This is a genomic window from Streptomyces sp. RG80, from assembly GCF_040446465.1.
Classification (GTDB): domain Bacteria; phylum Actinomycetota; class Actinomycetes; order Streptomycetales; family Streptomycetaceae; genus Streptomyces.
Genome location: NZ_JBEAAJ010000002.1, coordinates 541995 through 566810, shown reverse-complemented (window position 1 = coordinate 566810; position 24816 = coordinate 541995). Strand labels below are relative to the sequence as shown.

General features: G+C 71.7%; 27 protein-coding genes. 12 read left to right on the top strand and 15 right to left on the bottom strand.

Features of this window, described 5'->3' with window-relative positions:
• Positions 1–24: 24 nt before the first annotated feature.
• The 3 genes from ABKA17_RS08655 to ABKA17_RS08645 all read right to left on the bottom strand — a co-directional run bounded on the left by ABKA17_RS08655 (position 25) and on the right by ABKA17_RS08645 (position 2141).
• On the bottom strand, positions 25–885 hold the full coding sequence (locus ABKA17_RS08655; RefSeq protein ID WP_502994170.1) for an SAM-dependent methyltransferase: 861 nt from the start codon (positions 883–885) through the stop codon (positions 25–27).
• A gap of 114 nt (positions 886–999) precedes the next feature.
• Positions 1000–1767: a hypothetical protein gene (locus ABKA17_RS08650; protein WP_353691304.1), complete on the bottom strand. Its 768-nt coding sequence runs from the start codon at positions 1765–1767 to the stop codon at positions 1000–1002.
• Between the two features lie 65 nt (positions 1768–1832).
• Positions 1833–2141 carry a hypothetical protein gene (locus ABKA17_RS08645; protein ID WP_353691303.1) on the bottom strand — a complete coding sequence of 103 codons (309 nt, stop codon included), beginning with the start codon at positions 2139–2141 and terminating at the stop codon, positions 1833–1835.
• 144 nt (positions 2142–2285) lie between these two features.
• Here ABKA17_RS08645 and ABKA17_RS08640 point away from each other — a divergent pair, with 144 nt between their 5' ends.
• Together ABKA17_RS08640 and ABKA17_RS08635 are read left to right on the top strand one after the other, a co-directional pair.
• The gene (locus ABKA17_RS08640; RefSeq protein ID WP_353691302.1) at positions 2286–2732 is read left to right on the top strand and encodes a potassium channel family protein; all 447 of its coding nucleotides are present in this window, start codon (positions 2286–2288) and stop codon (positions 2730–2732) included.
• Positions 2733–2830: 98 nt separating this feature from the next.
• Positions 2831–4240: a cytochrome P450 gene (locus tag ABKA17_RS08635; protein WP_353691301.1), complete on the top strand. Its 1410-nt coding sequence runs from the start codon at positions 2831–2833 to the stop codon at positions 4238–4240.
• Positions 4241–4247: 7 nt separating this feature from the next.
• Here ABKA17_RS08635 and ABKA17_RS08630 read toward each other — a convergent pair whose 3' ends face one another.
• From ABKA17_RS08630 to ABKA17_RS08615, 4 genes are all read right to left on the bottom strand, one after another.
• A complete protein-coding gene (locus ABKA17_RS08630) occupies positions 4248–4952 on the bottom strand; it encodes a response regulator transcription factor (RefSeq protein ID WP_353691300.1) in 705 nt (234 codons plus the stop codon).
• A gap of 168 nt (positions 4953–5120) precedes the next feature.
• The gene (locus ABKA17_RS08625) at positions 5121–7127 is read right to left on the bottom strand and encodes an ABC transporter permease family protein (protein WP_353691299.1); all 2007 of its coding nucleotides are present in this window, start codon (positions 7125–7127) and stop codon (positions 5121–5123) included.
• Positions 7128–7146: 19 nt separating this feature from the next.
• Positions 7147–7830 carry an ABC transporter ATP-binding protein gene (locus ABKA17_RS08620; protein WP_353691298.1) on the bottom strand — a complete coding sequence of 228 codons (684 nt, stop codon included), beginning with the start codon at positions 7828–7830 and terminating at the stop codon, positions 7147–7149.
• Positions 7831–7857: 27 nt separating this feature from the next.
• On the bottom strand, positions 7858–8229 hold the full coding sequence (locus tag ABKA17_RS08615; RefSeq protein ID WP_353691297.1) for a DUF4333 domain-containing protein: 372 nt from the start codon (positions 8227–8229) through the stop codon (positions 7858–7860).
• Between the two features lie 213 nt (positions 8230–8442).
• Here ABKA17_RS08615 and ABKA17_RS08610 point away from each other — a divergent pair, with 213 nt between their 5' ends.
• The 7 genes from ABKA17_RS08610 (at position 8443) to ABKA17_RS08580 (ending at position 15379) form a co-directional block, all read left to right on the top strand.
• Positions 8443–9075 (top strand): helix-turn-helix domain-containing protein, encoded by a 633-nt coding sequence (locus ABKA17_RS08610; RefSeq protein WP_353691296.1) that lies wholly within the window; start codon positions 8443–8445, stop codon positions 9073–9075.
• A gap of 52 nt (positions 9076–9127) precedes the next feature.
• Positions 9128–10453 (top strand): M24 family metallopeptidase, encoded by a 1326-nt coding sequence (locus ABKA17_RS08605; RefSeq protein ID WP_353691295.1) that lies wholly within the window; start codon positions 9128–9130, stop codon positions 10451–10453.
• Positions 10453–11430 carry a thiamine pyrophosphate-dependent dehydrogenase E1 component subunit alpha gene (locus tag ABKA17_RS08600; RefSeq protein WP_353691294.1) on the top strand — a complete coding sequence of 326 codons (978 nt, stop codon included), beginning with the start codon at positions 10453–10455 and terminating at the stop codon, positions 11428–11430. The genes ABKA17_RS08605 and ABKA17_RS08600 overlap by 1 nt, the downstream gene beginning before the upstream one ends.
• Positions 11418–12398, top strand: coding sequence for an alpha-ketoacid dehydrogenase subunit beta (locus ABKA17_RS08595; RefSeq protein WP_353691293.1), 981 nt, complete (start codon positions 11418–11420; stop codon positions 12396–12398). The genes ABKA17_RS08600 and ABKA17_RS08595 overlap by 13 nt, the downstream gene beginning before the upstream one ends.
• A gap of 64 nt (positions 12399–12462) precedes the next feature.
• Positions 12463–13815, top strand: coding sequence for an amidohydrolase family protein (locus ABKA17_RS08590; RefSeq protein WP_353691292.1), 1353 nt, complete (start codon positions 12463–12465; stop codon positions 13813–13815).
• A complete protein-coding gene (locus ABKA17_RS08585) occupies positions 13812–14687 on the top strand; it encodes a cupin domain-containing protein (protein ID WP_353691291.1) in 876 nt (291 codons plus the stop codon). The genes ABKA17_RS08590 and ABKA17_RS08585 overlap by 4 nt, the downstream gene beginning before the upstream one ends.
• A complete protein-coding gene (locus ABKA17_RS08580) occupies positions 14684–15379 on the top strand; it encodes an SDR family oxidoreductase (protein ID WP_353691290.1) in 696 nt (231 codons plus the stop codon). The genes ABKA17_RS08585 and ABKA17_RS08580 overlap by 4 nt, the downstream gene beginning before the upstream one ends.
• Here the strand turns inward: ABKA17_RS08580 and ABKA17_RS08575 are convergent.
• The 5 genes from ABKA17_RS08575 to ABKA17_RS08555 all read right to left on the bottom strand — a co-directional run bounded on the left by ABKA17_RS08575 (position 15376) and on the right by ABKA17_RS08555 (position 18329).
• On the bottom strand, positions 15376–16209 hold the full coding sequence (locus tag ABKA17_RS08575; protein WP_353691289.1) for an SAM-dependent methyltransferase: 834 nt from the start codon (positions 16207–16209) through the stop codon (positions 15376–15378). The genes ABKA17_RS08580 and ABKA17_RS08575 overlap by 4 nt on opposite strands.
• Positions 16210–16319: 110 nt before the next feature.
• Complete coding sequence (locus ABKA17_RS08570; protein WP_353691288.1) at positions 16320–16652, bottom strand: DUF3140 domain-containing protein; 333 nt, start codon at positions 16650–16652, stop codon at positions 16320–16322.
• Between the two features lie 100 nt (positions 16653–16752).
• A complete protein-coding gene (locus ABKA17_RS08565) occupies positions 16753–17232 on the bottom strand; it encodes a Dps family protein (protein ID WP_353691287.1) in 480 nt (159 codons plus the stop codon).
• Positions 17229–17486 carry a WhiB family transcriptional regulator gene (locus ABKA17_RS08560; RefSeq protein ID WP_353691616.1) on the bottom strand — a complete coding sequence of 86 codons (258 nt, stop codon included), beginning with the start codon at positions 17484–17486 and terminating at the stop codon, positions 17229–17231. Before ABKA17_RS08560 ends, ABKA17_RS08565 begins: the two co-directional genes overlap by 4 nt.
• Positions 17487–17531: 45 nt before the next feature.
• On the bottom strand, positions 17532–18329 hold the full coding sequence (locus ABKA17_RS08555) for an alpha/beta hydrolase (protein WP_353691286.1): 798 nt from the start codon (positions 18327–18329) through the stop codon (positions 17532–17534).
• Positions 18330–18497: 168 nt separating this feature from the next.
• Here ABKA17_RS08555 and ABKA17_RS08550 point away from each other — a divergent pair, with 168 nt between their 5' ends.
• Together ABKA17_RS08550 and ABKA17_RS08545 are read left to right on the top strand one after the other, a co-directional pair.
• Positions 18498–19685, top strand: a complete 1188-nt coding sequence (locus tag ABKA17_RS08550; protein ID WP_353691285.1) for a thiolase family protein — start codon at positions 18498–18500, stop codon at positions 19683–19685.
• 164 nt (positions 19686–19849) lie between these two features.
• A complete protein-coding gene (locus tag ABKA17_RS08545) occupies positions 19850–20623 on the top strand; it encodes a sulfite exporter TauE/SafE family protein (protein ID WP_353691284.1) in 774 nt (257 codons plus the stop codon).
• Here ABKA17_RS08545 and ABKA17_RS08540 read toward each other — a convergent pair.
• A complete protein-coding gene (locus ABKA17_RS08540; protein WP_353691283.1) occupies positions 20609–21412 on the bottom strand; it encodes an HAD-IIA family hydrolase in 804 nt (267 codons plus the stop codon). The genes ABKA17_RS08545 and ABKA17_RS08540 overlap by 15 nt on opposite strands.
• A 126-nt stretch (positions 21413–21538) precedes the next feature.
• Between ABKA17_RS08540 and ABKA17_RS08535 the strand changes: the two genes are divergently transcribed.
• Positions 21539–22285 carry a cobalt-precorrin-6A reductase gene (locus ABKA17_RS08535; protein ID WP_353691282.1) on the top strand — a complete coding sequence of 249 codons (747 nt, stop codon included), beginning with the start codon at positions 21539–21541 and terminating at the stop codon, positions 22283–22285.
• Here ABKA17_RS08535 and ABKA17_RS08530 read toward each other — a convergent pair.
• Together ABKA17_RS08530 and ABKA17_RS08525 are read right to left on the bottom strand one after the other, a co-directional pair.
• Entirely contained in the window at positions 22272–22691 is a 420-nt protein-coding gene (locus ABKA17_RS08530) for a hypothetical protein (RefSeq protein WP_353691281.1), read from the bottom strand. The genes ABKA17_RS08535 and ABKA17_RS08530 overlap by 14 nt on opposite strands.
• A gap of 44 nt (positions 22692–22735) precedes the next feature.
• Complete coding sequence (locus ABKA17_RS08525) at positions 22736–24808, bottom strand: MDR family MFS transporter (protein ID WP_353691280.1); 2073 nt, start codon at positions 24806–24808, stop codon at positions 22736–22738.
• Positions 24809–24816: the final 8 nt, after the last annotated feature.

Genomic DNA, 24816 nt, shown 5'->3' with positions numbered 1-24816 from the left:
TCCACGACGGGCTGGGCCTCGGCGTCAGGGTTTCACGGCCACCGCGCCGAACTGCGGTACCGCGCCCGGGGAGTCGGAGTCGGCGCGCCACTGCGAGCAGGACACCAGGCCCGGCTCCAGCAGATCCAGTCCGTCGAAGAACGCGGCGATGTCGGTGCCGCTGCGGGCGGTGATCGGCGGGGTGGCGTTCTCGTTCCAGAACTTCATGGCCGGGATCTGGCCCGCGCCGCCGAGGGCGTCGTCGAAGGTGGGGTGGGTCAGCACCAGGAAGCTGCCCGAGGGGACCTGCGCCAGCACCCGGCGGACGATGTCCCGCGCCTTGTCGTAGTCGAGGACGAAGTTGAGGATGCCGAGCATCATCACCGCGACGGGCTTGCTGAAGTCCAGGGTGCCCGCGGCGCGTTCGAGGATCGCCTCGGGGTCGTGGACATCGGCGTCGATGTAGTCGGTGACACCCTCGCCGGTGCTGGTCAGCAGGGTGCGGGCGTGGGCGAGAACGATGGGGTCGTTGTCCACGTAGACGATCCGCGCGTCCGGGGCGACGCGCTGGGCGATCTCGTGGGTGTTGTCCACCGTCGGCAGGCCGGTGCCGATGTCCAGGAACTGCCGCACCCCGCGCTCGGCCGCCAGATACCGCACGGCCCGGCCGAGGAAGTCGCGGTCGGCGCGGGCGATGGCCCGGATGATCGGGAACATCCCGGCGACATGCTCGCCGACCTGCTGGTCGACCTCGTAGTTGTCCTTGCCGCCGATCCAGTAGTTCCACACACGCGCGTTGTGCGCGATCCCGGTGTTCAGCCTCGACGGCACATCCGGCGGGGTGTCACTCACGTCTGGTCCTCTCCTCGCCCCGACGACCGCGGCGCCGCGGCCCGTCCTCGCCATTGTGCCGCCGGATGATCAAGCTGTCCCGGAATCGGCTCAAGTGGGCGTTGGGGGAGAGGGGTTGCCCCTGAGGCCCCGGCTCGGAACGTCAGCCGAGTACGTCAACCCAGTACGTCACTTCAGTACGTCGTCGAGGCGCTTGGTGCCCGCGCGCACCGCGTCCCGCACCGAGTCGTCCTCGTCGCCGTCCAGCCCGCCGGCCGTCACCGTGATGGCGTCCGCGCCGACGCGCACCACGGCGACGTCGAGGGTGAGGGTGGCCGGGGTGCCGTTCGAGGTGCCCTGGACGGTGACGCGCAGGCCCTGCCGCGCGTCGCCCTCCTCGGGCAGTGAGGTCTCGACGACCTGGACCGTGCGCTTGTCGCCCGCGGAGTCGGTCGCGGTGAACTGGTCGCACTTGACCGGCAGGGACTCCAGCCAGGCCAGCGAGGAGTCCAGGCCCGCCCGCCGGTAGGCGCCCACCTGGTACAGCAGCCGGGAGTCCTCCTCCTGGAAGCCGGTGAGCGCGGACGCGCCGGACGGCTCGCCCAGCAACTCGTCGCTGTAGAGGCCGTCGAGGAGCCGCTGGCAGTCGGCGGCGTCCGCCTTCGCGGTGAGGAAGTCGGCCACGTCGACCTTGCCGATGAGCAGGCTGTCGCGCCAGGTCGCGGCGTCCGCGGCCTGTGTCCAGTCGTCCTCGAGGTCGGTCTCGGTGATCAGCGCCCTACGGGCCCCGGCCTCGGTGAGAGCGGCCGAGGCGGACGGGGAGTCGGCGGCGAGCGGGGAGGCGCCGATGGCCGAGGTGTCGGTGTCGTCGTCCGAGCAGGCCGCACAGGTCAGCAGCACGGTCGCCGCCAGGGCCGGGGCGAGGACACGGGCGGTTCGGGACGTACGACGGCTCATCGCGGATGCCTCCTGGGGACGTGGGTGTGCCCTCAGCGCAGCACCGGCCGGTGCGGGCCACCAGCTCATCCGGGCCGTTCGGGTGAGCGGTGCGGGAGGTGCGGACGGTGTGCGTGTCGGGCGGGACGTTCGTGCTCCGCGCGCCCGGCTTCCGTGACCTGCACCCTGCGGCCACCGCACTCGGGGCAGATCGCGTCGGCGAGGGGTGATCCGACCGCCCGGCCCGCCTCGTCGACGTACTCCTGGGTCGTCAGGCCCGAGGCGTCCAGGGGGTCGGTGAAGAACATGACCTGGAAGCCGGCCTCCCAGGTGTGGCCGCACTCCCCGCAGGCGAACGCGAAGGTCTCCGACACCGATCGGGGCTCCGGCGTCATGGGTCCTCCGTCGACTGGGGGCTTTCGCCCCAGCACATGACGGCCGACGGCGTACGGCAACTCGAACGACCCGCCCGGCATGCCCGTCCGCGGCCCGGCGCCGACACTGGCCCCAGGCCCTTGCCCGCACCCGAAGGAGTCGCCATGCTGCCCGGATTCCTCGCCAGGGCCGTCGACTTGCTGCTCGGGCGGGAGGGACGCTCGCTCCATCTGAAGGCGGCGGGTGGCGCCACGGCCGTGCTCGGGGTGGTGATGCTGCTCGGCTCGTGGGCGGTGGTGGCCGCCGAGGACGGGGCCAAGGGCGCCAATCTGACGTCGTACCCGAAGGCCCTGTGGTGGTCGGTCGAGACGGCGACGACCGTCGGATACGGCGACTTCTACCCGGTCACGCCGTGGGGCCGGGTCGTCGGCGCGGTCGTGATGGTCGTCGGCATCACCACGTACGGCATGGTCACCGCCGCCCTCGCCACCTGGTTCGTCGGCCGGGAACAGAAGCGCCGGCACCGGCTCGCCCACGACACGGCCAAGGCCCTGCACGAACGGTTCGACCGGCTCGAGGAGTTGGTCAGCGGGAAGCGCGAACCGCGCTGATCCCTACCGGCGAGTACCCCGGCACTTGACGCGTGCCACGCCTCGGGTAGGGTCCCGTGCGATTCGCTAGGGGCGGGGTCGAAGGGGGCGGCAGCACGATGGAGTTCCACGTGGTCGACGAGGAGGAGCCCAGGACGGGTGGTGCGCGGCTGGAGGATCTGGCCCCCGAACCCCTGCTGACCCGGGACTACGAGACGCGTCCCGCGCTCGTCTACGAACGGCTGCGCGAGCGGCACGGCCCGGTCGCGCCGGTCGACCTGCTGGGCGTGCCCGCCTGGCTGGTGCTCGGCTACCGCGAGTCGCTCCAGGTGCTCCAGGACGACGCCGGCTGGCCCAAGGGGCTGGAGAACTGGCGGGCCCGCAGCGAGGGCCGGGTGCCCGCCGACTGGCCGCTCGGCCCGTCCCTGGAGGTCAACCATGTGCTGATCCAGGGCGGCCCCGGCTACCCCCGGCTGCGCGGCGCCTGGGACGCGGCCCTGCGGCCCTTCCAGGACCCGCGCCAACCGCAGGCCAAGCGCCTGAAGGCGGCCGTCACGGGCTACGCCGACGAGCTGATCGACCTGCTCGCCCAGGGCGGCCGTACCGGTGTCGCCGACCTGTCGGCGCAGTTCTCCCGCCCGCTGCCGCTGATGGCGGCGAGCCATCTGCTCGGCTTCCCCGGCTCCCAGGGCGACGACGCCCTGATGGACATGTGGCGCGTCCTGGACGCCGGGCCGGACGCCGAACCCGCCCTGGCGCGACTGCTCGTGACGCTCTCGGAACTGGCCGCCGCCAAGCGCGAACAGCCGGGCGACGACTTCCCGTCCCAGCTGCTCGCCGCCCACCCGGACCTCACGGTCGACGAACTGGCCCGGGAGCTGTTCATGCTCCTCGGCATGACCTCCGATCACGTCGGCATCCTCATCTCCAACACCGTCGTCGAGGTGATCTCCGGGGAGAACGACGGCGGGGTGCGCCAGACCCTGTCGGCGGGGATGGTGCGGGAGACCATGAACCGGGTCGTCATGCGCAAGCCGCCGCTGGTCAACTTCGTGCCGCGGTTCGCGGCCGCGGACACCCCGCTCGGCGACTACACCATCCACGCCGGCGACCCCGTGTGGGTCTCCTCCGCCGCCGCGCACGCCGACCCGCTGTTCGCCGGACAGACCACACCGGGCTCCTCCAGCATCAGCAGCCGGGCCCATCTGGCCTGGGGCGCGGGACCGCGCCAGTGCCCCGCCCGGGAGCTGGCGTCGACCATCGCGGCGGCCGGGGTGGGGCGCATCGTCGAACGGTTCGGGCATCTGGAACTGGCCCTGCCGGTCGACCAACTCCCCTGGAGATCCTCGCCGTTCATGCGCGGACTGCGCTCACTGCCGGTGCGCTACGAGCTCTCCGGGAACGTCGCGGCGGGGCCGGTGCGGCCCGCGGCGCCCGAGACGGACCCGGCGGACGCGCCGGACCAGGCGATCAAGCGGCGCTCGTCGCTGTGGCGGTATCTGACGGGGCTCATCCGGTCGGGCGACTGAGCGCCGGTCACGGGCCCGGCCGCACCTGACCGTGCTGCCAGGCCCAGGCGGCGATCTCCACCCGGTTCCGCGCCCGGAGCTTCAGCTGGACGCTGGACAGGTGGGTCTTGACCGTGGAGAGCGAGACATACAGCTCGGCCGCGATCTCGGCGTTCGTACGGCCGAGGGCGACCAGACGGACCACGTCGAGCTCGCGGTCCGTGAGCGGCTCGGTCGGGGGCGCCGCCTGGGCGGGGGCGGCCGGCTCCGGGGCGTCCGTCACATGCTTCAGGAGGCGGACGGTGACCGACGGGGAGACCAGCGAGTCACCGGCCGCGGCGGCCCGGACCGCCTCCGCGAGCAGCGCGGGACCGGAGTCCTTCAGCAGGAACCCGCAGGCGCCGCCGCGCAGGGCGCCGTACACGTACTCGTCGAGGTCGAAGGTGGTGACCACGACCACCCGCAGCGGATCGGCGACGTCCGGCCCGGCGAGCAGCCGGGTGGCCGCCAGACCGTCCAGCTTCGGCATCCGGATGTCCAGCAGGCACACGTCCGGCCGGACCTTGCGGGCCAGCGCCACCGCCTCCTCGCCGTCGGCGGCCTCGGCGACGACGGTGATGTCGGGCTGCGCGTTCAGGAAGAAGCGGAAGCCGGTGCGGACCATGTCCTGGTCGTCGGCGATGAGCACGCGGATGGGCGTGCCGGCCGCGCCGGGTCGGCTGGGGGTGGTCATGGCTCGATCATGCCTCACGAGTGGGAACGACGGACGGCCCGCCGCTGTCGTAGCGACGGGCCGTCCCTGGCCGACCGGGGGGCGCAGGGTCGGTCGGGCGGCGGTCTGTGTCCGGTCGGCCGGCCGGTGGCCTGCGCCCGGTCCGTCAGGCGGGCCGTGCCCGGCCGGTCAGTCGGCGCTCTGTGCCGGATCGGCCGTGACCTTCCGCAGCAGGGGCCGGCTGGCGCTGATCGCCGCGAACATCGCCAGCGCGCCGAGCAGCGCGCACGCCAGCAGTTGCAGGAGCCCGGTGGTGTTCATCGTGGTGCCCACGGCCTGGTTGAGCTTGCTCGAGCCGTACATGCCCATCGCGGTCGTGCCGCCGGCCAGGACCAGCAACGGGACCACCGTCTCCCGGACCCGGGCCCGGTCCAGCACCTTCAGCGGGGTGCCGGCCAGCCGCAGCAGGCCGTACACGCGGCGCCGGTCGAGGACGTTCGCGGCGGCGGTGAGACCGGCCGAGGCGGTCGCCACGACGAAGCTCAGCGCCAGGGTCGCGATGCTCACCTCGCCGATCCGTCCGGTGACGGTGCTGTCGACCGCGCCGACGGTGTCCCCGGTGTACGGCGTGCTCACGGCGAGCGGGGTGAGCGCGGTGACGGCGGTGTCGACGCTCTCCGGGCCGCCGGACACCGTCGCGACGACACCCGCGGAGCCGCCCAGCACACCGTCGAAGTCGTCCTCGCTCGCGACGCCGACCGTCGCGGTGACACCGGCCCGGTGCAGCAGGCTACGGGCCTCGGCGACGGCGTGCCGGGCGCTGTCGGCGTCGGCCGTGACCACGCCGACCTGGTCCCGGTACTGCCCGGTGTCGGTGCCCAGCATGCTGATGGAGAAGAACCCGGCCGCGAACCCGGCCAGCACCAGCCCGCTGACGGTACGCCAGGCGCCCCGCGGGTCGTCGCTGAGCCGGCGCGCGGCCAGCAGCGTCGCCGGACGTTTCGCGTACCGGGCCAGGATCCGGCCGAGCCGGTCCACGACCCACGGGCCGAGCAGCCAGAACGCGCCGTAGAACAGCAGCAGAAGGGTCAGCAGCTGCCGCTTGTTCAGCTGACCGCCGCCGTTCGAACTCGCCCAGATGTAGCCGAGGGCGGCCAGGAACAGCACGAGCCGGATCAGCCGGGTGCGCCTGGGGTTCGCCTGCTGGGCCACACCGAGCGGCGAGGTCGCCACCTGGCGCAGCATCGACACCGCGCTGAGGGTGAGCAGGGCCGTGACTCCGAGGACGACGGTCGTGAACCAGCGTGCCCCCACCCACAGTTGGCCGGTGTACCAGCCGCCGATGCCGTACGGGATCTGCGCGAGCGCGGGCAGCAGGGCGACATAGGCGAGTGCGCCGGTGAGGGCTCCGGCCAGACCGACGGCGGATGCCTCCAGGGCGGTCATCGCGATGATCTGGCGCGGTGTCGACCCGGCCAGCCGCAGCGCCGCCAGCCGCTGTTCACGCCGGGAGGCACCGAGCCGTCCGGCCGCGGCGGACAGGACGACCACGGGCATCGCCAGCAGCACGATGCCCAGCAGGGCCGCGGCCTGGTCGGCCTCGGTGAACATGCTCACCTTGGTGCCGGTGAAGCCGGTGATCTCGGCGCGCTCGGCCTGTCCGACGTCGTACCAGGTGGCGCTGTCCGCCGCCGAGGACACCGCGGTGGCGCCCGGCGCCCGCCCCACCACGGCGACCAGCTCGTCCGGCGAGGCGAGACCGGCGGCGCCGATCGTGCCGTAGGAGGACGGCTTGGGGAAGCGGTCGGCGAGCTGGTCCGCGGGCAGCCTGTGCAGCAGCTCGGCCAGGGCGGGGGAGAGGTAGACCTCGCCCTGCCCGGGGAAGGTCCTGAGCCCGGGCGGCGCGGGGGTCTGCGCGCGGCCGGGCAGCTTGGCCAGCGACACGACCGCGACGGGTTCGTGGCGTACGTACGTCGTGGCGAGCGCCTGGACGGCGGTGCCGTGCTTGACGGCGGCGGGGGTGCGCCAGGCCGTGTGGTCGGCGCGGACGGCGGAACCGGTCGTGGCGGCGATCATCACGAGCATGACGAACGTGCCGACGGCGGCGGCGCCCGCCGCGAGGAGGTGGCTCTGCAGGCCGCGGCGGCCGGAGGCTCTGGTGAGGTGCCAGGTGAGGGACAGGACGGGGGAGCGCATCACATCTCCGGGAGGGGGCTCAGGCGACCGTGAACTGGGTGTAGTTGCTGATCCGGCCGTCGCGGACCTGGAGGACCCGGTCGCAGTGGGCGGCGACGTCGGCGTCGTGGGTGACCATGACGAGCGCGGCGCCCTGCTCGCGGGTGACGGAGGTGAGCAGCCGGATCACCTCGGTGCTGGTGGTCTGGTCGAGGGCGCCGGTCGGTTCGTCGGCGAAGACCACGTCCGGCTCGACGGCCAACGCCCGGGCGATCGCGACCCGTTGGGCCTGTCCACCGGACAACTGGCCCGGCCTGCGGTGCTCCAGACCGTCGAGGCCGAGCGGCGCGAACCAACGCCGGGCGCGTTCCACGGCCTGCTTGCGCGGTACGCCCTCCAGCATCAGGGGCAGGGCGACGTTCTCCTCGGCGGGCAGTTCCGGGAGCAACTGGCCGAACTGGAAGACGAACCCGAACCGCTTGCGGCGCAGGGCGCTCAGCCGGTTCTCGCCCAGCCTGTCGATGCGCTCGCCGCGCAGCAGGACCTGGCCGCCGTCGGGGCGGACGATCCCGGCGAGGGTGTGCAGCAGGGTGGACTTGCCGGACCCGGACGGGCCCATGATGGCGAGGGAGTCCCGCTCGCCGACCTCCACGTCGACGCCCGCGAGGGCGGTGGTGGAGCCGTACTTCTTCACGAGGCCGAAACCGGCCAGCACCGTGTGCATGAGGTGTCGCAGTCCCTTCTGGGCGTCTCAGCGCTCGAACTTCCAGGTGATGGAGGAACCCGTCGTCTTCACCACGGAGACCGGGATGTCGACGGTCTTGCCGTTCTCGCCCTTGCCGGTGCAGGTGACGGTGGCGCCCGCGACGGCCTTCAGACCGGTGGGGCAGGTGACGCCGGTGACCTTCTGGCCGACCCAGGGCAGCGGGTGGTACTTGCTCTCGGTGCGGCCCGCGACGATGTTCGGCGACAGGGCCTTGTGTCCGGCGACCTGCACCGTGGTGGACTCGTCGAGCCCGGTGGTCGACTCCGTCCCGGCGAGCAGGTAGGTGCCGAGCCCGCCGACGGCGACGATCGCGGTCGCGCCCCCGACGGCACCGATGAGGAACTTGCTGCGCTGCATCGTGAACTCCTGTGGGTGGAGGGGAGGAAGGGAGCCGAGGGGGCCGGAGCGGCGGTGGCCACGGCGTGGTTCCGAAGTGGCTCCAGCCTCGCCCGCGGGCCCGGGCGCCCGCCTCGGCCATACGGCCATGACCGGGACCTGCGGGGGTCGACCATTCGGCCGACCCGGATGTTCAATGGAGCTGAACATGTTCCGGCCGGAGAGGAGCCACCCGTGTCCCCTGCCGCCGTGCCGCCCGTCGGCGCGCGTATTCGGCGGGCCCGCCTGGAGAGCGGGCTGAGTCTGCGCGCGCTCGCCCGGGAGGTCGGCGTCTCCGCGAGCCTGGTGTCGCAGATCGAGACCGGCAAGAGCCAGCCGTCGGTGAGCACGCTGTACGCGATCACGACCGCGCTCGGCATCTCCGTCGAGTCGCTCTTCGAGGCCCGGGAGCCCGCCACGGCGACGGTCGGAGCCACCGCGCTGCACGCCCTGGCCGCCTTCGCCGCCGACCCCGGCCGACGCATCGGACCCCTGGTCACGCCCGGTGAGCGAGAGGTCCTGGAGCTGGACTCGGGTGTCGTGTGGGAGCGGCTGGGACACGTCCCCGGCACGGACGCCGACTTCCTCCTCGTGACCTACCGGCCCGGCGGCTCCTCCGCCTCCTCGGGCGGTCTGATGCGGCACGCGGGCACGGAGTACGGCTATCTCACCTCCGGTGAGCTCGTCCTCACCCTCGGCTTCGAGGAACGCGTCCTGCGCCCCGGTGACGCCGTGTGCTTCGAGTCGACGACTCCGCACCGCTACCGCAACGACGGTGCCGAACCGGCCGTGGGGGTCTGGTTCGTCGTCGGCCGGAGTGTTCAGTAGCACTTGACACTTCCGGGTCGCGGTCGTTGACTCGAAGGTGGGGGTGGTCGCCATGGCGATCCGCACTTTCGGACCCAACGCCGTCGACTGGGAAGAGCGCGTCGACCTGGGCCGGCTCCGCAGACAGCGGCTGGCCCGGCTGCACGAGAGCCTGAACCGCTCCTCCCTGGGTGCGGTGCTCAGCTTCGACTTCGCCAACATCCGCTACATGACCGCCACGCACATCGGCACCTGGGCGATGGACAAGCTGATCCGCTTCGCCCTGCTGACCCGCGGCGGGGAACCGGTGCTCTGGGACTTCGGCTCCGCCGCCCGCCACCACCAGCTCTACAACCCGTGGCTCGACTACAGCGACGGCAAGGAGGGCCCGCCCACCGGCGCCCGGGCCGGCATCTCCACCCTGCGCGGCGCCTTCCATCCGGACGCCGGGATCGCCGAGGACGTCGCCGCGAAGATCGCAGCGGTACTGCGGGAACACGGCCTGGCGGGCGAGCCGCTCGGCATCGACGTCGCCGAGATGCCGGTCCTCGCCGCCCTGCGCGCCGAGGGCATCGACGTAGTCGACGGCCAGCAGGTCTTCCTGGAGGCCCGCCGCACCAAGACCCGCGACGAGATCTCCCTGCTCGCCCAGGCGTGCGCGATGGTCGACGCGGCGTACGAGGAGCTGTACGGCTATCTGCGGCCGGGCGTGCGGGAGAACGAGTGCGTCGGACTGGTCAGCAAGGTCCTCTACGACCTCGGCAGCGAGTACGTCGAGGGCGTCAACGCCATCTCCGGGGAACGCTGTTCACCCCACCCGCACGTCTACAGCGACCGTCTGATCCGCCCCGGCGACCCCGCCTTCTTCGACATCCTGCACAGCCACCTGGGCTACCGCACCTGCTACTACCGCACGTTCGCGGTCGGCAGCGCGTCTGGTGCGCAACGGGACGCGTATGTGCGCTGCCGGGAGTACATGGACCAGGCGATCGCCCTCGTCCGGCCCGGCGCGACGACCGCCGACATCGTCCAGGTCTGGCCGCGCGCCGAGGAGTTCGGCTTCCCGGACGAGACGGCCGCCTTCGCGTTGCAGTACGGCCACGGCGTCGGCCTGTCCATCTGGGAGAAGCCCATCTTCAGCCGCCTGGTCTCCCTGGACCACCCCGAAGTCCTCGAAGAGGGCATGGTGTTCGCCCTGGAGACCTACTGGCCGGCCGCCGACGGCTGGTCCGCGGCCCGGATCGAGGAGGAACTGGTCGTCACCGCCGACGGTTGCGAGGTCATCACCAAGTTCCCGGCGGAGGAACTGCTGGTGGCGGGCCGCAAGTACTGGACGGTCGGCGGCGAGCTCAACACCCGGCGGGAGTCGCAGTCCCACCTCAACACCGGGGACCGCTGATGGAACCGACCGAACTCCTCGACCTCTACGAGCGGATGGCCGTCATCCGCCGTACGGAGAAAGCCGCCCACGACCTCTTCCTGCAAGGCCTCGTCAAGGGCACCACCCATCTCGCCGCCGGACACGAGGCCATCGCCGTCGGCGCGAGCGCCGCCCTGCGCGCCGACGACTACGTCTTCGCCACCTACCGAGGCCACCATCACGCCCTGGCCCGGGGCGCCACCCCCGAGGAGTGCCTCGCCGAACTCATGAGCAGGGCAACGGGGTTGTGCGGAGCCAAGGGCGGCTCCATGCACCTCACCAAAGCGGCCACGGGCATGCTCGGCTCCTACGCCATCGTCGGCGCCCACCTCCCGATGGCGGCCGGTGCCGCGTGGTCGGCCCGGCTGCGCGGCACCGGTCAGATCGCGGTGGCCTTCTTCGGCGACGGCGCGACCAACATCGGCGCCTTCCACGAGGCGCTCAACCTCGCCGCCGTATGGAAGCTGCCCGTGCTGTTCGTCTGCGAGAACAACCTCTACATGGAGTACACGCCGATCGCCGACGTCACCGCGGTCGCCCGGCCCGCCGCCGACCGGGCGCCCGCCTACGGCATCCCGGGCGAGACCGTGGACGGCAACGACGTGGTGGCCGTCAAGGAGACGGTGGCACGGCTCGCGGAGCGGGCCCGGGCAGGAGACGGGCCCGCCCTGCTGGAGGCCGCGACCTACCGCCACTTCGGGCACAGCCGGTCCGACCCGGCCACCTACCGACCGGCCGAGGAGGTCGAACGCTGGCTCAAGCACGACCCGTTGGACCTCGCGCGGGGACGGCTCGTCGAACTGGGCGTGCCTGAGGAGACGCTCACCGCCGCCGACGAGCGCGCGACCGCGGTCGTACGGGACGCGGTCGAGGCGGCGAAGAACGCGCCCGCGCCCGATCCGGACCAGGCGCTGACCGACGTATGGGCCGACGGAGGTGGAGCATGGCGGACGTGATCACCTACCGGGAGGCCGTCGCCGAGGGTATCGCGCGGGAGATGCGGCGGGACGCGGCCGTGGTGTGCCTGGGGGAGGACATCGGGGCGGCCGGCGGGGTGTTCAAGATGACCGCCGGGCTGTTCGAGGAGTTCGGTCCGGAGCGGGTGTGGGACACGCCGATCTCCGAACAGGCCATCGTGGGCGCGGCGATGGGCGCCGCCATGACCGGGATGCGACCCGTCGCGGAGATCATGTTCTCGGACTTTTTGGCCTGTTGTTGGGACTACCTCGCCAACGAGATACCCAAGGTGCGTTACATGACGGGCGGTCAGGTCACCGTGCCCCTCGTCGTGCGCACCGCCAACGGCGGCGGGCTCGGTTTCGGCGCCCAGCACTCGCAGGCCACGGAGAACTGGGCCCTGACCGTCCCCGGCCTGAAGATCGCGGCACCGGCGACCCCCGCCGACGTGATCGGCATGCTGGCGGCGGCGATCCGCAGCGACGACCCGGTGGTGTTCTTCGAGCACAAGGGCCTGCTGGCGTCGAAGGGTCCGCCTCCGCCGCCGGAGCATGTGGTCGAGCTGGGCCGCGCGGCCGTCGTGCGCGAGGGTGCCGACATCACGCTGGTCGCCCTCGCCGCGATGGTCCCGGTGGCGCTCAGGGCGGCCGCACTGCTCGCTGAGGACGGCATCGAGGCCGAGGTCGTCGACCTGCGCTGTCTGGTGCCGCTGGACATGAGCACCGTCCTCGCCTCGCTCGCCCGGACCTCGCGGCTGGTCACCGTCGAGGAGAACCCGTACCAGGGCGGCTGGGGCGCCACCGTCGTCTCGGTCGTCGCCGACGAGGGGTTCGGTCTGCTGGACGCGCCCGTGCGCCGGGTGGCGGGGGAGTGCGTCCCGCTGCCGTTCGCCGACGCGCTGGAGGAGCGGGTCATCCCCACCGTCGACAAGGTCGTGGCGGCCGTCCGCGACCTCACCGCGTACTGAACACCCCGAACACCGGAAGACCCGAAGACCCGAACACCGCGAACACCCCGAAGGAGGAAGGGCGATGACCGTTCGGACACTCCTGCGCGCAGGTCATGTGATCTCCATGGACCCCGACATCGGGGACCTCCCCCGAGGGGACGTCCTCGTCGAGGACGGGAAGATCGTGGCCGTACAGCCCGAGATCAGCGCCGACGCCGAAGTCCTCGACATGAGCGGCCGGATCCTGATCCCCGGCTTCGTCGACACCCACCGGCACACCTGGGAGGCCTCGATCCGCGGGGTCGCGCCCGACGCCACCCTCGACGACTACTTCGTCGACATCCTCGACACCTTCGCCCCGCTCTACACCCCCGAGGACGTTTACGCGGCCAACCTGGCGGGCGCCCTGGAGTGCCTCAACGCCGGCATCACCACGCTCGTCGACTGGTCGCACATCAACAACACCCCCGAGCACCCCGACGCCGCCATCCAGGCCCTCGCCGAGACCGGCATCCGCGCCCAGTACGCCTACGGCAGCGCCAACACCTCCCTCGCCGACTACTGGTTCGAGAGCAAGATCGCGATCCCGGGCGACGACGTACGCCGCATCCACGACACGCACTTCGCCTCCGACGACTCCCTGCTCACCATGGCCCTCGCCACCCGCGGCCCCGGCTTCTGCGTGAACGACGTCGTCATCGCGGAGTGGGGCCTGGCACGGGAGTTGGGCATCCCGATCACCGTCCACGTCGGCATGGGCCGCCTGGCCGGCCGCTTCGGCATGGCCAAGCAGCTCCACGACCTGGGGCTCCTCGGCCCCGACACCACCTACATCCACTGCTGCTACTTCAGCGAGGAGGAGTGGCGGATGGTCGCCGACAGCGGCGGTACGGTCTCCATCGCGCCGCAGGTCGAGACGCAGATGGGGCACGGCTGGCCGCCGGTGGTGAAGGCGATCGAGCACGGACTGCGGCCCTCCCTGAGCATCGACGTCGTCACCACCGTCCCCGGCGACATGTTCACCCAGATCCGCGCGGCCTTCGGCGCCGAACGCGCCCGCGTCAACGCCGAGTGCTGGCAGGCCGATGTCCCGGTGCCCGAAACGATGCTGACGGCCCGTCGGATGCTGGAGATCGCCACCCGCAACGGTGCGCACGTGGCCGGTCTGGAGGACCGCACCGGCTCGCTCACTCCGGGCAAGCGGGCCGACGTCGTCGCGATCGACGCCACCGCGCTGAACGTGGCGCCCGTGCACGACGCGGCCGCCGCGGTGACGCTGTCCGCCGACGTCTCCAACGTGGACACCGTCCTCGTCGACGGTGTGATCCGCAAGCGGGACGGCGAGTTGACCGCCGACGTGGCCCGCGCCCGGCGCCTGGTGGAGGAGTCCCGCGACCGGCTGCTGGCGGCGAAGGCAGCGAAGGCCGCCCGGTGACCACTCACCTGGTGCGCCGAGCCACCGACGTACCGCCACCGGAGTACGACGAACACGGGTACCGGCGGCGGGAGTTGGTCGGCGAGGACGACGGCAGCGTCCATACCGGCTTCGGTGTCTGCGAGTTGCTGCCGGACGGCGCGGTCGGAGCGCATGTGCACTCGTACGAGGAGAGTTTCTGTGTGCTCGACGGGACCGTCGTCCTCGACGTGCCCGACGGGTCGTACCTCCTCGAGGAGGGCGACTACGGACTGCTGCCCACCGGCGTCCCGCACGCCTGGCGGGGCACCGGCGACACCGGCGCACGCTGGGCGGACATGCTCGCACCCGTGCCCCGCGCCCGCTACGGCCACGACACCCACGCGGTGCCCGCACTGCCCCGCCGCACCCCCGCCCGTATCGACGTCCGCGATCCGCGCACCCGCTCCTTCGGCCACTTCGAGCCCGCGCAGATGGACCCCGGCAAGCAGTCCCAGGACCTGCTCGCGGTCTCGGCGAGCATGCGCACCGCGCTGCTCGTCTACAGCGGGATCACCGTGAAGATGATGGTCGACGCCGATCTCGGCGCGGTCGCCTCGACGATGTTCATGGTGCAGTACGCGCCCGACGGCGTCGCGGGCACCCACGACCACCCCTTCGAGGAGACCTACCTGATCCTCGAAGGGGCCGTGGACGCCACCTTCGACGGCTCGGTGTACCGGCTCGGACCCGGTGACGTGGCCTGGGCGGGCGCCGGTTGTGTGCACGGGTTCACCAACGTCGGTACGGGGCCGCTGCGTTGGCTGGAGACACAGGCACCGCAGCCGCCGTCGCGTCACTCGTACCGGTTCACGCGGGACTGGGAGTATCTGAGGGAGGCCCTGGAGTCATGAGCAGTGTGCTCGTCGTCGGCGGTACGTCGGGGATCGGCCGCGAGTTCGCCCGCTTCCGGGCCGCGCGCGGCGACGAGGTGATCCTGACCGGCCGGGACGCCCATCGCGCCGGCACGGCGGCCAAGGAGACCGGCGCGGCGCGGGGCATCGCCCTGGACCTGTCGCGCCCACGGGAGATCGCGGGGGCGCTGCGGGACCTCGGCGGTCCGGTCGACCACCTTGTCCTCTCGGGGGTCGCCCGCGACGACAACCGGGTGAGCGACTACGACATCGAGGCGGCCCTGAACCTGGTGACGCTGAAGCTCGTCGGCTACACCGAGGTCGTGCACGCGCTCCGGGACCGGCTGCACGACGACAGCGCGATCGTGGTGTTCGGCGGACAGGCCAAGGAGCGGCCCTACCCGGGTGCGACGACCGTGGCGACCGTCAACGCGGGCGTACGCGGACTGGTGAACACCCTCGCCGTCGAGCTGGCCCCGGTGCGGGTCAACGCCGTCCATCCCGGTGTCGTCGGTGACAGCCCGTACTGGGCGGCCAAACCGGGGGAGGTGCTCGCCGGCCTCAGGTCCAGGACGCCCACCGGACGGCTCGCCGCGATGGCGGACGTGGTGGACGCCGTGGACTTCCTGCTGCGCAACCGTTCGGTCAACGGGGTCGAACTCGCCGTGGACGGGGGGTGGTTGCTGGGCTAGGACTGGTTACGGGGCCAGGGCTTGATCCCGACTGCCCCGTACAGCGACACCGGTCCTTCGGTGGAGTCCGGCGTCTCGGCCACCGCGAGTTCGGGACGCCAGTCCTTCACCGACACGATCCCCGGCTCCAGAACGTCGAGTCCCTCGAAGAACCGGCCGAACTCGTCCCGCGTACGGGCCACCAGCGTCACCCCGCCCGCCGCGTAGGCCTCGATGCCCCGGCGTACGTTCTCCGGCTCGAAGTCGGCGGTCATCGCGGACAGCACCAGCGCGCTGCCCGGAGCCAGCGCGCCGACCAGGGTGTCCACCAGGTCGTACGCACCGTCCTCGGCGGCGACGAAGTGCATGAGCGCGATGAGCGACAGGGCGACGGGCTTGTCGAAGTCGAGGATCTGGCCCGCCTGTTCGAGGATCTTGTGCGGCTCACGCGCGTCGGCCTCGATGTACTCCGTCACGCCCTCCTCGGTGCCGCGCAGCAGGGCGCCGGCGTGGGCGAGGACGATCGGGTCGTTGTCGACGTAGACGACCCGGGCGTCCGGGGCGACCTTCTGGGCGATCTGATGGAGATTGGGCTCGGTGGGGATGCCGGTGCCGATGTCCAGGAACTGGCGGATCCCCTCCTTGCCGGACAGTTGGCGGATGGCCCGGTTCATGAACCAGCGGTTGGCACGCGCGGCCCGCGGGGCGTCGCCGTTGAGCGAGGCGATCTGACGGCCGAGGGCCTCGTCGACCGGGTAGTTGTCCTTGCCGCCGAGGTACCAGTCGTAGACGCGGGCCGGGTGCGGCTTGGTCGTGTCGATCCGCTGGGCGGCCGGCTCGGTCCCGGTCACGTGTGGCTCCTCTGCTCGCTAGTCAAGGTCGCGAGCAGTCTCGCACGAGCGTCCGGGACCGGCGGAGTGGGTCTTCGGCCACCTGATTCAGGTCAACTGCGGTGCGAGGCCTACGGTTTGAGCGGGTCGTGGCCCAGCGTCATCAGGCGGTGTCGAAGCCGCGTCTCCTCGGCCGCCGGCTCGTTCTCCGAGTCGGTCTGCGCCGACACGGTGTCCACCACCTCGTACATCACCTCGACGTCGTCCTCGGTGAGATCCGTGCGCCGTTTCTGCAGGATCGCGAGGACGTGCTGCCCGGTGGGCGATCCGGCGTGCTCCGGCAGTGGCTCGGTGTCCTCGCCGGCGTCGCTGACCCGCAGCCAGGACGCCAGTTCCTGGGAGGTCATGTTCACCACGCGGTGGAAGTCCTCCCACAGCGCGTCGAGTTCGAGGGCGTCGGTCATCGGGTGCCCCTTCGTCGTGCGTCGTACCTTGCGTGCTGCGTGCTGCGTGCTGCGTGCTGCGTGCTGCGTGCATCGTCCGTCGTGGTCGTGGTCGGGGTCGTCAGTCCCGCGGCCAGTTCTCCGCGTCGAACATCCAGCGCTGCTTCTCCAGTTCGGCGGTGATGCCGATCAGCAGGTCCTGGGTGACCGGATCGGCCTTCTCGGTCGCGGCGATGCGCTCCCGCAGCCGCCCGATCGCCGCCTCCAGCGTCTCGAGCAGCAGAGCGACGACCTCGTTGTCGCGCTGCCAGCCGTCCTTGGCGCCGGGCAGCGTGTACGCGGCGGCGATGGTCTCCGGCCGACCGTCGGGCGGCAGGCCGATCGCCGCGGCACGCTCCGCGACCGTGTCGGAGAACGCGCGGGCCGCCGAGACCACCTCGTCCAACTGGAGGTGGATGGAGCGGAAGCGCGGTCCGACGATGTTCCAGTGCGCCTGCTTCCCGATCAACGAGATACCGAGAAGATCCACGAGGGTGCTTTGCAGCGCGTCCCCCGCGGTCTTGCGGGCGTCCTCGGGAAGGGTGCTCCTCACCACGGTCATACGGTGCTCCTCCTTCTGGCGTGGTCCATGCCGTTACGGAGCAGTGCGACGCGTTCCTGTTCGCAGGTGCCGCCCCAGACGCCCGAGGTCTGGCCGTTGCCGAGCGCCCAGCCGAGACACTCGGCGGTCACCGGGCAGCGGGCGCAGACGCGTTTGGCCGCCGCGACGTCCCGCAGGGCGGGCCCCTGAGTGCCCACGGGGAAGAACAGCTCAGGGTCCTCGCCCACGCAGGCAGCCTGCCGCAACCACTCCATGCGGGCGCGGGTGCCCAGGGCGAACCGGTGCAAACGCGGCGGTCATCAGCCTCCGAGCACGCCGTCCAGGAAACGGGTGAGGTCGACGAAGACTTCTGCCCGGTTCGTCTCGTTGAACACCTCGTGCCGGGCGCCCGGATAGATCCGCTCGGTGAGGACGCCGCCGCTGAGCCGCTCGACTCCGGGACGGCTGCCGGAGAGCGGCACCAGACGGTCGTCGTCGCCGTGCAGCCACAGCAGCGGAAGCCGGCCGACATCACCGTCCTTCGCCACGGTCTCCAGCGTGCGCAGGAACGACTCCACCGTCGGCCGTTTCATCGGCCCGTGCCAGACCAGCGGATCCACCGCGTACGCCGCCCCGACCGCGGGGTCGCGGGACAGGGCCGCCGGGTTGATGGGGATGTCGGGGATCTCGTCGAGGGCGCTGAGCTGCCGGGGCAGCTCCCAGTCGCCGATGACCGGTCCGGACAGGACGAGGGCGGTCAGTCCGGCGCCGTGGCGCTGGGCGTAGCGGGCAAAGATCAGGCCGCCCATGGAGTGGCCGACGACGACGAGCGGCACGTCCGGGTGGGCCGTCCGGGCGAACTCGGCCACGGCATGGACGTCCGTGACCACGTCCTCGAAGTCCTCGACCAGCACGCGCTCGCCCGCCGACTTCCCGTGGCCCCGGTGATCGGGTCCGAAGACGGCGGCGCCATGCGCCACGAGAACGCCGGCGACCTCCTCGTAGCGGCCGATGTGCTCGCCGTATCCGTGCACCAGGAGCACGAGACAGCGCGGTCGGGGGTGCAGCCACTCGCGTACGACGATTCCGTCGAGGGTGTGCTCGCGGGCTTCGGCCATGTCTCCTCCAGCTGCGTCGGTGAAGGTTCCGGGGGATCTTCCCCGGATTCTCCCGGGATCTTCCCAGGCGGCGGAAGGGCGGACTATAGTCCGAAACTAGCAGTGCTAATTAACCCGACTCGACCCGCCCCGGCCCGTCGCCGACCAACTCGACCGTGGAGTCATGCCGTGCGTCCCGTCCACTTCGCGGCCGCCCGCCGCACCCCCATCGGCAAACTGCGCGGAGCCCTGTCCGCCGTGCGCCCCGACGACCTCGCGGCGGCCGTCATCCGCGCGCTCGTCGCCGAGGTGCCCGCGCTCGACCCGGCGCGGATCGACGACGTCTACTGGGGCGCCGCCAACCAGGCCGGCGAGGACAACCGGAACGTCGCCCGGATGGCGGCGCTGCTCGCGGGCCTGCCCGAGAGCGTGCCGGGCGCCACGGTCAACCGGCTGTGCGCGTCGGGACTCGAGGCGGTGACGACCGCCGCCCGCACCATCGCCGCCGGCGAGGCCGACATCGTGCTGGCCGGCGGTTCGGAGTCGATGAGCCGCGCCCCCTTCGTCCTGCCGCGCCCCGACGAGGCCCTGCCGCATCGCATCGAGACGGTCGACACCCGGCTCGGCTGGCGCCTGGTCAACCCGGCGATGAAGGAGCTGCATGGGCTGCTGTCGATGGGGGAGACGGCCGAGGAGGTCGCCGCCCGCCATGGCGTGTCCCGGGACCGCCAGGACGAGTTCGCGCTGCGCAGCCACCAACGCGCCGCCCTGGCCCGCAAGAACGGCCACTTCGACAACGAACTGCTGCCCGTGGAGCGGCCGGACGGCGTGGTCGTCGACACCGACGAATGCGTCCGCGAGGACACCTCCCATGAGAAGCTCGCGCGGCTGAAGCCGGTGTTCCGGCAGGGCGGCACGGTCACCGCGGGCAACGCCTCGCCGATGAACGACGGTGCGGCGGGCCTGCTCCTGGTGAGCGAGGAAGCCCTGAACGACCTGGGCCTGGAGTCCCTAGGCCGCTATGTCGCCGGTGCCTCGGCGGGCGTTCACCCCGATGTGATGGGCCTCGGCCCCGTCCCCGCCACGCGGAAGGCGCTGGCCCGCGTCGGCTGGAGTGTCGGTGACATCCAGGAGGCCGAGTTCAACGAGGCCTTCGCCGCCCAGGCCCTCGCCTGCGTGGACCTCCTCGGCATCGACCCCGACCTCGTCAACCCGAGCGGCGGCGCGATCGCCCTCGGCCATCCGCTCGGCTGCTCGGGTGCCCGGATCCTCACGACGCTGCTGCACCGGATGCGGCGCACGGGCGCGGAGCGCGGACTGGCGACGATGTGCGTGGGGGTGGGGCAGGGGAGCGCCGTCCTGGTCGAGCGGCACTGAACGAAGGACGGACCGCGGGACGCCACCGATGCAGGACGGACGCGCGGGACGGCGGACGCAGGACCGGCCCGCAGGACGGACGCGTGGGACGGCGCTGACGCAGGACCAACCCGCGAGACGGTGCTTACGGACACGGGTTGGCTGCACATAGCATCGGGTTCCGCATGAACACGATGACGCTCTGGCACCTGACCGGCTGGGAGTTCGCCGCCCTCGCCTTCGCGGCTCTCCTCGTCGGCTTCTCCAAGACCGCCGTGAGCGGGGCCAACACGGTCAGCCTCGCCATCTTCGCCGCGGTCCTGCCCGCCCGCGCCTCCACCGGCGTCCTGCTGCCGATCCTGATCGCCGGGGACGTCCTCGCGGTCCTCACCTACCGTCGCCACGCGCACTGGCCCACCCTGTGGAAGCTGTTCCCGGCGGTCGCGGCGGGCGTGGTCGCCGGCACGGTGTTCCTGATGTGGGCGGACGACGCGATGGTGCGGACCTCGATCGGGGCCATCCTGCTGCTGATGGCGGCCGTGACGGTGTGGCGCCGGCGCACCGCGGAGCGAGAGGACGAACCGGACGCGGTCACCACGAAGGCGGGCCGGGTCAAAGCCCGTTCCTACGGCGTCCTCGGCGGCTTCACCACCATGGTCGCCAACGCGGGCGGGCCGGTGATGTCGCTGTACCTGTTGTCGGCGGGCTTCAGGAAACTCGGCTTCCTGGGCACCTCGGCGTTCTTCTTCCTCATCGTCAACACGTCCAAGGTGCCCTTCAGCGTGGGCCTCGGACTGATCGACGGCCACTCGCTCCTGATCGACGCCGCACTCGTGGCGTTCGTCGTCCCCGGCGCGCTCCTCGGCAAATGGGCCGTGAACCGGATCAACCAGCGGCTCTTCGAACAGCTCGTGATCGCCGCGACGATCATCGGCGGCCTCCAGCTACTGCTGCGCTGACCACGCCCGCAGCAGGGCGGGCAGCTCGGCGAACGAGTCGATCACATGGTCCGGTGTGCCGCTCGCGGCCCGGTGGGTCTGAGGCAGGTACTTACCGGTCCGCACCAGCACGCCCGTGACCCCGGCGGCCTGCGCCGCCAGCACGTCCGACTCGATGTCGTCACCGACCATCACCGCCTCGTCCGCGCCGGCGCCGAGCCGGGCCAGCGCCGACGCGAAGAACGCCCGCGACGGCTTCCCCGTCACCACGGCCTCGGTACGGGCGGCCTTCTCCAGCCCTGCCAGGAAGGCTCCGGCGTCCAGCTGCAACCCATCGTCGGTACGCCAGTACAGGTTCCGGTGCATGGCCACCAGCCGCGCCCCGCGCTGGAGATACCCGAAGACCCGGTTCAGCGCCGCGTAGTCGAACTCGGGCCCCGCACCCCCGACGATCACGACGTCCGGCACCGCCGCGGTGTCCCCGGCGTCGACCACCTCCACATCACCGAGGTCCTCCCCGATGTCCCCGCTGTTCAGCAGCGCGCACCGCGCCCCCGGAAAGTGCTCGGCGACATACGCGGCCGTGACGGCGGGCGCGGTCAGGATGTCCCGCGCCGCCACCGGAAACCCCGCCTCCGCCAGTGTCCCGGCGATCGACGCCCGCGTCCGAGACGTCGTGTTGGTGACCAGCGCCACGTCGAGCCCGGCCCCGCGAAGCTCCCGCAACGCCTCCACCGCACCCGGCAACGGCTCCCACGACACGGTGAGAACCCCGTCGATGTCGATCAGCACGGCGCGCACGGACTCCATGTCAGGACGATAGAACGTCCCGAAGCGGTTTGCGTGATTCCCGGAGAGCGACGGGAGGGACATCGCCGGGCATACGGCCGAACCCCCATGTCCGCCCTCCCGTCCCCCCTTCGTACGCTCTACCTCATGTCCCCCCACGTCCTCATCCTCGGCGGCACCACCGAGGCCCGGGAACTCGCCGCCGCGCTCACGGTGTTGCCCGGCGTTCGCGTCACCACCTCGCTCGCGGGTCGGGTGGCCCGGCCGGGGGCCGTCACGGGGGACGTTCGGATCGGGGGCTTCGGCGGTGCGGAGGGGCTCGCCGACTGGCTGCGCGAGCAGCGGGTGGATGCCCTCGTCGACGCCACGCATCCGTTCGCCGAGGCGATCACCGCGAACGCGGCTCGGGCCGCCGCCGTGACCGGTGTCCCGACGGTGGTTCTGCGCCGTCCGGGCTGGCGGCCGGGCCCCGAGGACCGTTGGTTCCCGGTCGGTTCATTGGCGGAGGCGGCCGGCCTGCTGCCGCTGCTCGGCCCCCGGGTCTTCCTCACCACCGGCCGCCTGGGCCTCGCGGCCTTCGCGCACCTGACCGAACTTCACTTCGTCGTACGTTCCGTGGAACTCCCCGACCCGCCGATGCCACCCCGCACCGAAGTCCTCCTGGCCCGGGGCCCGTTCACTGTGGACGAGGAGTCCGCGCTGCTGTCCACACACTGCATCGACGTCCTGGTCACGAAGGACAGCGGGGGAGCGGCCACGGCCGCCAAACTCACAGCCGCCCGCCAACTGGCGTTGCCCGTCGTGGTCGTACGACGTCCCCCGCTGCCCGCGAACGTGCCGAGCGTGCCCGATGTCGCCGCCGTCCTGGAGCGGCTCGGCTTCAGCCCGAGATGACGGAGGCCCGCATACGGTCGATGGCGCGCAGCACCTCGCCGCGGTTCTTGGCGCTCTTGATCCAGGCGGGCAGCCGGCCGATGTAGGTCATCTTGCGACCGTGCCCGTACCAGGGGTCCCGCTCGCGCAGGTCCGCGGCCACGAACCGCCGCAGCAGGTCGAGGTGTTCGAGGTTGTACGCCGTCACCACGCCGTGCCGGGTCTCGGCACGCAGCCACAACCGCGGCCACGCACACCGGTTCGTGGTCCGGCACAGACCACAGGACCGGCAGATCACCCGCGGCTCCGGCGGCGCGCTGCGCTCGAAATGCGCGATGCGGTCGCAGCGCGGGCAGCGCACCAGTACCGAGCCGCTGAAGTGGGACGCGTCGAGGCCGGGATCGTGGAAGCGGACGGGTGTGGACATGCCCGGAGTATGGCAACCGTCCGAGCCGCCCCGCACCCGGATTCTCAGCGGGCGCCGGCCAGTTCCCTCGGTCGCTCCGGCAGCCCGTTGCCCAGGTCCTCGACCAGGAGCCGCTTGGAGATCGTGTCGACGGCGGCCTTCAGGTCCGTGCCCGCCGGGCGGCCGATGTCCTGCTGGACCCGTTCCTCCAGCCACGTCGCCCAGGCCCTGCCGACGACATGGGCCTCGCGGGTGCCTGCCTGGGTGTGGGAGAAGAGGTTGCCGGCGCGGGTGAGATACCCCTCGTCGACCATGCGGTCGAAGACCGGTAGCAGGACCTCGGGCGGCATGTGACGGCGGGCGGCGATCAGGCCGAGGCTGGCGTGGCCCACCATCCGCGTGAACAGTTCCACCTGCATGACCGCCCAGGCACCGGCGATGTCGAGCCGGGTGTCGGACGCCGCCACGATCCGGCGCGCGTCGTCCACACCGGCCGCGCCGATGATCTTCCCGACGGCCGCCTCCAGCACCCGCTGCGAGTCCGCGCCGGACGGCTGTCCGAACCCCTCGCCCATGTCGGTGGAACCCGCCCGGGCGCTGTCGCGCAGTTGGACCTGTTTGAGGAAGAGCGCGACCAGGAAACCGAGCGCCGCGACCGGCACCGTCCACAGGAAGACGGTCTGGATGGTGTCGGCGTAGGCGTCGATGATCGGGGCGGCCGCCGAGGCCGGAAGATCGTGCACGCCGTCCGGGCTGGTCGCCGCCTTGGCGATCGTCGCCGGGTCCAGCCCGCTGCCCGCCCGCGCGGCCTGAGCCACCGCGCTTTCGAGGTTGGGCGTCAGGGAGTTGGCGTAGATCGTGCCGAAGACGGCGGTGCCGAAGGAACTGCCCAGTGTGCGGAAGAAGGTGACGCCGGAGGTGGCGGTGCCGAGGTCGGCGTAGTCGACGGTGTTCTGCACCGCGATCGTCAGCACCTGCATGCACAGGCCGATACCGGTACCGAGCACGAACATGTACAGCGACTCCAGCCAGGCCCCGGTGCCCGGCCCCATCAGGGACATCAGGTACAGCCCGAGCCCCATCACCAGCGAACCGACGATCGGGAAGGTCCGGTAGTGCCCGGTCTTGCTGACCACGTTGCCGCTCGCCACGGACGCGATGAGCAGGCCGATGACCATCGGCAGGGTGCGCACGCCGGAGACGGTGGCCGAGTCGCCGTCGACGTACTGGAGGTAGCTCGGCAGATACGTCATCGCGCCGAGCATGGCGAAGCCGACGATGAAGCTGAGGATCGAGCAGACCGTGAACACCGGGTTGGTGAACAGCCGCATCGGCAGCATCGGTTCCTTCGCCCGGGTCTCGACCCAGCAGAACAGACCGAGGGCCAGCGCGCCGCCGACGAACAGGCCGATGATGACGCCCGAACCCCACGCGTACTCGTTGCCGCCCCAACTCGTCGCCAGGATCAGCGCGCTGGCGCCCGCCGCGACCAGCGCGATGCCGAGATAGTCGATGACCGGGCGCGACGCCGACTTCACCACCGGGATGGTGCGGGCCGCCGCGAAGACCACGACGATCGCGATCGGGACGTTGACGTAGAACGCCCAGCGCCAGGTCAAGTGGTCGGTGAACAGCCCGCCGAGCAGCGGCCCGATGACGGTCGCGACACCGAACACGGCACCGATCGCGCCCTGGTACTTGCCGCGCTCCCGCAGCGGGATGACATCGGCGATGAGGGCCATCGACGTCACCATCAGCCCGCCCGCGCCGATGCCCTGCATGGCCCGCCAGGCGATCAGCAGCGTCATGTTGCCGGCGAGACCGCACAGGAACGAGCCCGTGATGAACACGATCGCCGAGACCTGGAAGACCACCTTGCGGCCGAACAGATCGCCGAACTTGCCCACCAGCACCGTCGAGACGGTCTCCGCGAGCAGATAGGAGGTCACCACCCACGACATGTGCTCGGCTCCGCCCAGATCCGACACGATCGTCGGCAGGGCCGTGCCGACGATCGTCTGGTCCAGGGCCGCCAGCAGCATGCCCAGCATGATCGTCACGAAGACGACGTTGCGGCGACGCTTGTCCAGTACCGGCGGCTCTGCGGCGGGCGGCGCGACTTCCTCGGTGACGGTCACGAGGCCAC